The organism is Nocardia sp. BSTN01 (assembly GCF_015354405.1).
GTDB lineage: Bacteria > Actinomycetota > Actinomycetes > Mycobacteriales > Mycobacteriaceae > Nocardia.
The window spans coordinates 85,157-92,610 of sequence record NZ_JADKYP010000024.1 but is presented as its reverse complement, the minus strand read 5'-3'; the positions used below and the strand labels follow the sequence as shown (position 1 = coordinate 92,610).

General features: G+C 66.1%; 10 protein-coding genes. 7 read left to right on the top strand and 3 right to left on the bottom strand.

Features of this window, described 5'->3' with window-relative positions; genetic code table 11:
* The first annotated feature begins 142 nt into the window (after window positions 1–142).
* A complete protein-coding gene (locus IRT45_RS20435; protein WP_194807433.1) occupies window positions 143–967 on the top strand; it encodes an aminoglycoside phosphotransferase in 825 nt (274 codons plus the stop codon).
* A gap of 18 nt (window positions 968–985) precedes the next feature.
* Here the strand turns inward: IRT45_RS20435 and IRT45_RS20430 are convergent, their stop codons facing one another.
* Entirely contained in the window at window positions 986–1,828 is an 843-nt protein-coding gene (locus IRT45_RS20430; RefSeq protein ID WP_309241072.1) for an acyl-CoA thioesterase domain-containing protein, read from the bottom strand.
* A gap of 608 nt (window positions 1,829–2,436) precedes the next feature.
* Between IRT45_RS20430 and IRT45_RS20425 the strand changes: the two genes are divergently transcribed.
* Window positions 2,437–2,652, top strand: coding sequence for a hypothetical protein (locus IRT45_RS20425; protein WP_063820466.1), 216 nt, complete (start codon window positions 2,437–2,439; stop codon window positions 2,650–2,652).
* A 95-nt stretch (window positions 2,653–2,747) separates the two neighbouring features.
* Here IRT45_RS20425 and IRT45_RS20420 read toward each other — a convergent pair whose 3' ends face one another.
* Window positions 2,748–3,647, bottom strand: a complete 900-nt coding sequence (locus tag IRT45_RS20420; RefSeq protein WP_194807432.1) for a helix-turn-helix transcriptional regulator — start codon at window positions 3,645–3,647, stop codon at window positions 2,748–2,750.
* A 127-nt stretch (window positions 3,648–3,774) separates the two neighbouring features.
* Window positions 3,775–4,005, bottom strand: coding sequence for a DUF397 domain-containing protein (locus IRT45_RS20415; RefSeq protein WP_030515774.1), 231 nt, complete (start codon window positions 4,003–4,005; stop codon window positions 3,775–3,777).
* A gap of 420 nt (window positions 4,006–4,425) precedes the next feature.
* On the opposite strand from IRT45_RS20415, the gene IRT45_RS20410 reads away from it, so the two are divergent.
* The 5 genes from IRT45_RS20410 (at window position 4,426) to IRT45_RS20390 (ending at window position 7,454) form a co-directional block, all read left to right on the top strand.
* Window positions 4,426–5,226, top strand: a complete 801-nt coding sequence (locus tag IRT45_RS20410; RefSeq protein ID WP_194807431.1) for an SAM-dependent methyltransferase — start codon at window positions 4,426–4,428, stop codon at window positions 5,224–5,226.
* 191 nt (window positions 5,227–5,417) lie between these two features.
* Window positions 5,418–5,633, top strand: a complete 216-nt coding sequence (locus IRT45_RS20405; protein WP_194807448.1) for a hypothetical protein — start codon at window positions 5,418–5,420, stop codon at window positions 5,631–5,633.
* Window positions 5,634–5,799: 166 nt separating this feature from the next.
* Window positions 5,800–6,081 carry a hypothetical protein gene (locus IRT45_RS20400; protein ID WP_039782303.1) on the top strand — a complete coding sequence of 94 codons (282 nt, stop codon included), beginning with the start codon at window positions 5,800–5,802 and terminating at the stop codon, window positions 6,079–6,081.
* Window positions 6,082–6,212: 131 nt separating this feature from the next.
* On the top strand, window positions 6,213–6,770 hold the full coding sequence (locus IRT45_RS20395; RefSeq protein WP_309241071.1) for a helix-turn-helix domain-containing protein: 558 nt from the start codon (window positions 6,213–6,215) through the stop codon (window positions 6,768–6,770).
* A gap of 30 nt (window positions 6,771–6,800) precedes the next feature.
* The gene (locus tag IRT45_RS20390) at window positions 6,801–7,454 is read left to right on the top strand and encodes a hypothetical protein (protein ID WP_194807430.1); all 654 of its coding nucleotides are present in this window, start codon (window positions 6,801–6,803) and stop codon (window positions 7,452–7,454) included.

The following is a 7,454-nucleotide window of genomic DNA, read 5'->3' as shown; positions in this document are numbered from 1 at the left end:
CCGCTCAGCACTCGTCGCCCGCACCTACACCACCGCATGAAAACCGCACCTGAAAACACAGGTGAAAGAACGCTGCCGTAGGTGGCTGCGGAATGACCGAGTTCCCTTGCAAGAGCACGGCATCGGGGGTAATTCTTCGAGGGTGACAGTCGATCGGGCGCAGACCTCCTCGCGCCGGCGCAACTGGGAACAACTACCCGCGGCGACCCGGGCAGCGGTCGAAGCGGTGACGGGCCGGGTCGCGCGGGCCGATTCGGTGATCGCCGGCTTCAGCAGTCAACTCGCGACGGTGATCGAGACGGCCGATGGCCGGACCTTCATCAAAGGTGTGCCGCAACGAGATCCGGAGGTGTGGACCCAGCACCGCGAGGCCGCTCTGGCCCGTCACGTGACCCCGGTGGGCCCGCGGTTACGGTGGCAGATCGCGGCCGGCGGATGGGATCTGCTCGGATTCGAGTTCATCGCAGGACATTTCGCGGACTATCGCGTCGACTCCGACCTCGCCGCCACCGCGATCGCGATGTCCGCACTGAGCCGGCTGCACCCGCCCGCCGAGGTGGAACTCAAGGATGCCGAGGTCCGCTGGGGCGCCTATCTCGACGACGACGCCGATATCGCGGTATTCGCCGGTGACGCCCTGCTGCACACCGACTGGAACTACAGCAACGTGATCATCGATCACGACCGGGCCCGGCTGGTGGACTGGCCGTGGGCGACCCGGGGTGCGGCGTGGATCGACCCCGGATGCTGGATCGTGTGGCTCATCTTCGCCGGTCACGATCCGGCCGCCGCCGAGTCGTGGGCGGCGCTGGTTCCGGCCTGGCACTCCGCATCCGAGCGCGACCTGCGCATCTTCTCCACCGCACTGGCCGCGGAATGGACCGCGACGGCCAACCGCAGCCCCAATGTGTGGACCCACGGCTTGCGCGATGCCGCCCGCCGGTGGGCCGCCCACCGCGTCGGGTGAGCGGCACGGACGTCCGGACTAGCGGCGGGCGCCGTTGGCCGAGGCGATCACACCGTCGAGGTGACTCGCGGTGATCTGGCGGGCGGCGTTGGAGACCGCGGTGATCATCGCGCTGCCGAAGGCGCCGTGCCGATCGAACAGGGTCGCGGTGCCGGCGGCGATTCCGTTGCGGCTCAAGTGATTATCGGCCTCGACTCCGATGTCGGCCCCGTCGGGCATCCGCACCAGGGCCAGTGTCAGATCGGTGTTGATGAAACCCACTCCCGCACTGGACCAGTTGGTCACCATACTGGTCTGCTCGGCGGCCATCGCGGCCACGACGAACGGCGAGGGCCGCTCCCCGGCGACCACGTTCACCGGATGCTGCCAGCTGCGTTTGCGGCTGCCGTTCTCGTGTTCGGAGGGCACCCGCGACCAGTGTGCGGAATCGTCGCTGTGCCACAGCGGCGCAGTCGGCAGATCGGAGGGCGGCGCCACCTCGAGCGACGGCGGCATCGGCTGCTGGTCCCGGGTCCAGATTTCGCCCGGCGGTTGCTCGGACGGCTGCAGGAAGACCACCGAGGCGCGCGCCGCGGGTTCGCCGTCCTGGGTGACGACCGCGTCGGCGAGTCGGATGCGCTTGCCGTTGCGCACGCGGGTCGTGGCGACCGACAGCTCGTGCATGCGCGCCGGTTTGAACAGGTCCACGGTGAGCCGCACCGGCACGAACCCGTCGGTGGCGTGCTCGTTGTCGAGGGCGCGCGCCAGTAGCCCGCACAGCGCCGGCCCCACCACCTGATCGGCCGACCACTGACTGGCCGCCATCCGGTTCGGGGTGAAGCCCCGGCCGTCCACCGCGAAATATCCGTGCGAGGTGTCCACTGCGCGTGCCTGTCTCCTCGGGTCGCCGCCCGCGAGTACCGCACGGGCCGCCGTCGGCGACAGCGCGCGTTCGCCGTCGGCGACTGATCTTGCTGGTCCAGGCAGATATAGCACGGCGACGAGAACCGGTTCCACGTCGGGGCCGCTGCGCGGGACACCTGCGACACGCTCGGCAGCGTGTTCGATCATGGTCGGCGTGTCGATTTCCGGCGGCAATACCACATTTTTTCGGCGAGAGAACCAGCCGTCCGGTCCGTGTGGAAACAGTGCAGCAAGCCACCCACCCGCCCGGGCCGCCGTGCCGGTCGGTATATCTCCCCCGCTATCGGTATCGGCGCCGGAATCCCGCCCGTATGGAGAGCCCCGGGGACGGTTCACAGCAACCCGTCAGCAGCCGAAAACCACGCTCTGACCGGGGATTCGATGTTGCAGATGTGCTTGCATATGATCTCGCGGCCACCCTAGACTCGGGCTTGCAAGGCAATGCAGGGGACTACCCGTGAGCCGCAGGGTGAACCGGAAGCCAATTTTCGCCGAAGGAAATCATGCGGCCTGGCGTCAGGGGCGTTCGTATGAACCAGCCAATGGGTCTCGGTCGGCTCGGAGTGATGGACAGGAACCGAACCGGGCATCACATCTATTCGCGGGAAACCGCAACATCTTTCGTCATCAGTGCGGTCGAGTCCACCGGCGCGGCCACACGCGATGATTTCGATATCGATCGCATCGTCACCACCGCGCACGCGTTGGTGAACGATTGGGATTTCGACGCGATGCAACCGGAAGCTTTCTGGCGCATCGCATCCAGCTTCATCAAGCAATAGATCGGGACGGAAGTAGTAGCCGCCGGCCTTCGGGTCGGCGGCTACTGCTGTCTTACGGCTGCTGTCCTCAGGAACCCGAATCACTCGGGCGGTGCCTAGGCCGGGTCGGTCAGGTCGGCCGCGGCCTTCTTCATCATCTCTCGCGAGCGCTCCGGCGGTTCCGCCTGCACACTGAGCCGATCCATGACCTGGCGGTAGAGCTCCAGATCCTGCTGACGATCCAGATACAGTGCGCTGGTCAGCTGTTCGAGATACACGATGTCGGGCAGTTCCGGTTCGGCGAAGCGCAGCATGGTGAACGAACTGCCCGCCGCCGCGTGACCGCCGGCCGCGTACGGCAGCACCTGGATGGTCACGTTCGGCTTCATCGAGACCGCGACCAAATGATCGAGCTGTGCGCGCAGCACCTGCTCACCGCCGATCGGCCGGTGCAGCACCGCTTCGTCGAGGACGGCCCACAGCGTCGGCGCTCCGGGGCGGTCGAGGATTTCCTGGCGCTTCTTGCGCAGTTCCACTCGGCGAGCGGCCTCGGCGTTCTCGTGCCCGAGCGCCACCACCGAGCGGGTGTACTCCTCGGTCTGCAGCAGACCGGGAACGAGCTGGCCTTCGAAGGTACGAATCGACTTCGACGCGTGTTCCAGACCCAGATAGGTCTCGAACCATTGGGGCAGCAGATCGTTGTAGCTGTGCCACCAGCCCGGCTGGTTCGCGCGGCTCACCAGATCCAGGAACATCTCACGCTCTTCGGCGTTCTCGACGCCGTAGAGCGTCAGCAGATCGCGAACGTCGCGCTCCTTGAAACCGGTGCGGCCCAATTCGAGTCGGCTGATCTTCGCGTGTGAACCACGGATGTGCTCGCCGGCCGCCTCACGCGTGATGCCGGCACCTTCCCGCAGTTTGCGGAGCTGTCCGCCGACCGCGATCCGAAGCGCTGTCGGACCGCGTTCGGCCACAAGCGAATCCACACGGCCGATCCGGACGGGCTCTGCCATCATGAGGTCTACTCCGATGCTCGACGATCACCGGCAATGAGGGTACAACCATCGAGAGCAGCTGGTCGAACATCAGGAATCTCTGCCTCGTCGCGTACCGACACCGCGCCGACTGCCATGCTACCGCCGATCAGGCCAGATCGTCGAACTCTCCACTCTTGGCGCCGCGCAGGAACGCATCGATTTCGGGGCGGGTGTAGACGAGCACCGCCCCCTCGGGGTCACGCGAGTTGCGCACGGCAACCAGGCCATTGGACAAATCGGCCAATTCGACACAGTTCCCGCTCGGATTGCTGAACGTGCTCTTGCGCCACGCGGCTTCGGACAGGCGGCCGGCTGTGGTGGCAGTGGAATCGGTCATGACTGTCTCCAGGGTTCGTGGTGGCCGAGCTCGGCAGCAGAGGCCCACACTCGGCGATCCGGATGGAAGGAGCTGATGCCTATCTTCAGCTCTTGCATATGTTCGAGCAAATGTACTTGCATTTGAAACCGACGCTTTGAACGATAGCACGGGGGTTGGCTCGGATCGAGCCCTGCGGAAAATCGCAAAAAACCAAGGGCGACAAGGCCTTTTCCATTGACTCGTCATCTTTCGAACCGGCCCCCGAACGCCCGAAAACGGTGTCCGACCGGTCGGTTTCAGGCCCTGACCGGGGCGGATGGCACGTTCCGCGCGGATCGGCCCACCGGATGCGAACGTTTCGGTTACCGTCTCGCCGACCCGCCATCGGCAACCGCCGGACGGGACTCGAGCGTCGGAACCGGGAGCAGGAGGGAATCGGTGCCGCCAAGACAGCAGCAGCCGAGCCGGCAGCGTGAGATTCGAACCGATATCCCGCATACCGCGCGGATCTGGAACTACTGGATGGGGGGACGGCAGAATTACGAGGTGGACCGCCGGGTAGGAAGCGCGGCAACAGAACTCGATCCCGGTATCACCGCCCTGGCGGCCGAGAGCCGCCGCTTTCTCCGGCGCGCGGTCGGCCATCTGGCCGGAGACCTCGGAATCAGGCAATTTCTCGACATCGGCGCCGGCCTGCTCGCCACAGACAACACTCACGAGGTCGCATGCGGGCTCAATCCGGCGGCGCGGGTCGTCTATGTGGACAACGACCCCCTGGTGCTGACCCACGGCCGGACGCAGCTGACCGACCCGCGGGCCGTCTATCTGGACGCGGATCTACGCGAACCGGATCTCCTGTTCGCCCGTGCCGCAGACATTCTCGATCTCGACGAGCCGGTCGCGGTCATGTTCATGGGCGTGCTGGGACACTGCGAGCGCATCGGCGAACTCCGCGGAGTCGTCGCGGATTCGATGGCGCGGGTCTGCCGGGGCAGCTACCTCGCCTACTGGGACGGCACCACCGACAGCGCCGATTTCGTCCGGATGTGCGCGACGTACGAAAACGTCACGGCCGTACCGTATTTCCCGCGCGACCATTGCGAGCTGCGCTCCATCTTCGCGGAGCTGGAGTTGCTGAAACCCGGCTTCGTCCCCTTGACCCGATGGCGCCGGCCGGCCGGCGAACCGGTGCCGACCGTGCCGGTGTCGGGCTACGGCGCGGTGGCGCGCAAACCGTGATCACCCGTTGCGGCACAACACTTCCGATCGCCGACGAGTGTGCAGATGTACTTGCATTTGCTCCTTGCAGCGCCGTAAACTCGACCGCACGACATGGCCGGACCACGCCGGAGCAGGCAGGCCGGAAGCAGCGGGAGGCCGTGCCGAAACGTTCGCTTCCGCAATCTTTCGCCAACGGTCGAGGGCATTTCATGAACCAGCTGCTCCAGCATTCCGGTACATGCGATCACGGCCTATCCGAGCACCGCATGCCCGGTGCCGATCAGGTCGGTGACTGCGCCACCGAACCCCGAGAACTCACCTACCCCCGCGCTCGCGCGATTCTCTACGCGCACGATCGGCACCTGTCGTGCCGGCAGTGGATCGCCGCCGCGGCGTATCTGTCCGCCGGCCTCGACGACGAGTAGTTCGTTCCACGCTCGGCGGGGACCCCGTCAAGGCGGCTGAACGCCTCGAAACCGGTCCCCGACACCGCGATTCCGCACCCCGGCACGCATTCGCTTGTCATCAGGACGAATACGCGCCCTACGATGGTGGTACCCGCACCACACCATCTTGTGGAACGAGGGCATCATGATCCTTCTCGCGATGCACGACGTCATAGTGGCCCAGGTCGGCAATCCGACGCCCGAGACACCTCCGGCGGCGGATAAACTCCTGAAGCTGGTGCGTTACTTCACCTGGTTCATGCTGCTGTCCGGGACCAGCGCGATCATCTTCGCGGGCGGCCGGTTCGCCTGGGAGAAGTGGAACGGCGGCCCGCTGCAGTCGCCGAAAATGGTGGCCGGCGCCCTCGTCGGTGGCCTGGTCGCGACCAGCGCCGGAACTCTGATGAATTCGATTCTGACGCAGTAGTTCCCGACATTCCGGACGATTCACCCGGAAACGGCACGGTCCGGACTCGTTTCCGCGCACCGTCCCAGTAGGGTGAACGCGGACCACCGGCGGATCCGGTGCCGTCCCTCGGTCGAGAAAAGGGAGGGCCCGTGGCCGGCAGGCGGACCGACACCCGGGACCGCATCCGGTCGGTCGCGATGGAGCTGTTCTCCGCGCACGGCTACGAACACACCTCGGTCCGGGAAATCGCGGAGCGGCTCGCCATCACCAAAGCCGCGGTCTACTACCACTTCCGATCCAAGGAAGACATCGTCGTCAGCCTCGCCGACGATCTGCGCACGGGTATCGACGATCTCCTGGCCTGGGCCGAGGGCCAACCGCCCGGACCGGAGACCGGCCGCGAAATCCTGCGCCGCTACGGCGCCGTGCTGCACCACACCGGCCGGGAGATGACGCGGTTCATGTACGAGAACCAGCCCGCGTTCCGCCGGCTCGGCGTGGGATCGGTGCTGCGCTACCAGTTCCGCGCGGTCGCGGACGCGATGACCGCACCCGGCCATGATCCCCTGGCGGTTTTCCATGCCCGCCAAGCTCTGCTGGCCATCTCGTGGAGTATCGGGATGATGGGCGACGTCGACCTGACCGACGAGCAATGTCGCCGGGCGGCAGAGGATATCGCGCTGGCCATCTACGAACGGGCACAATGAGAGCCTGATGAAGGCCGGCCCGAGGACATCATGAATACACGCGTAACCCTCCTGGCGGCTGCGACATTCGCGGCGCCGCTCCTGCTGTGTGGGTGCTCCCACCAGAATTCGTCGCCGGTGAGCCAGGCGGCACATCCGGTTTCCATCGCCCATCAGGGCGCACCCGCGGTCGGTCCCGGCCCCTCCGGTACCTACACCGTCGGCGCGCAACCGGCACCGGGCACCTGCCATTTCGGCAAAACCGCTGACGGACAGCCACTTCCGGATCCGCACTGCACGCCGGGCGCGACCAATCCGAAGGTCACGCCCGACACCGTCGAGTCGACGATCTGCGTGGGCGGATACACCCAGTCCATCCGTCCGCCGGCCACCATCACCGACCGGGAGAAGAAGGCGAACGCCGAATCCTACGGCTACACCGGCAATCTGCACGATGCCGAATACGACCACCTGATCTCATTGGAACTCGGCGGCGACCCGAACGATCCGCGCAATCTCTGGGTCGAACCGCCCTCGCCCGACCACAAGGCCGGGTCCGGGCCGAACAATCCCAAGGATTCGGTGGAGAACAAACTGCATTCGCTGATCTGCTCCGGCGCGGTCGGCCTGACGGACGCGCAGAACGCCATCGCGGGCGACTGGACCACCGCGTTGGCCGCGGTCGGACATCCGAGCGGAAAATAG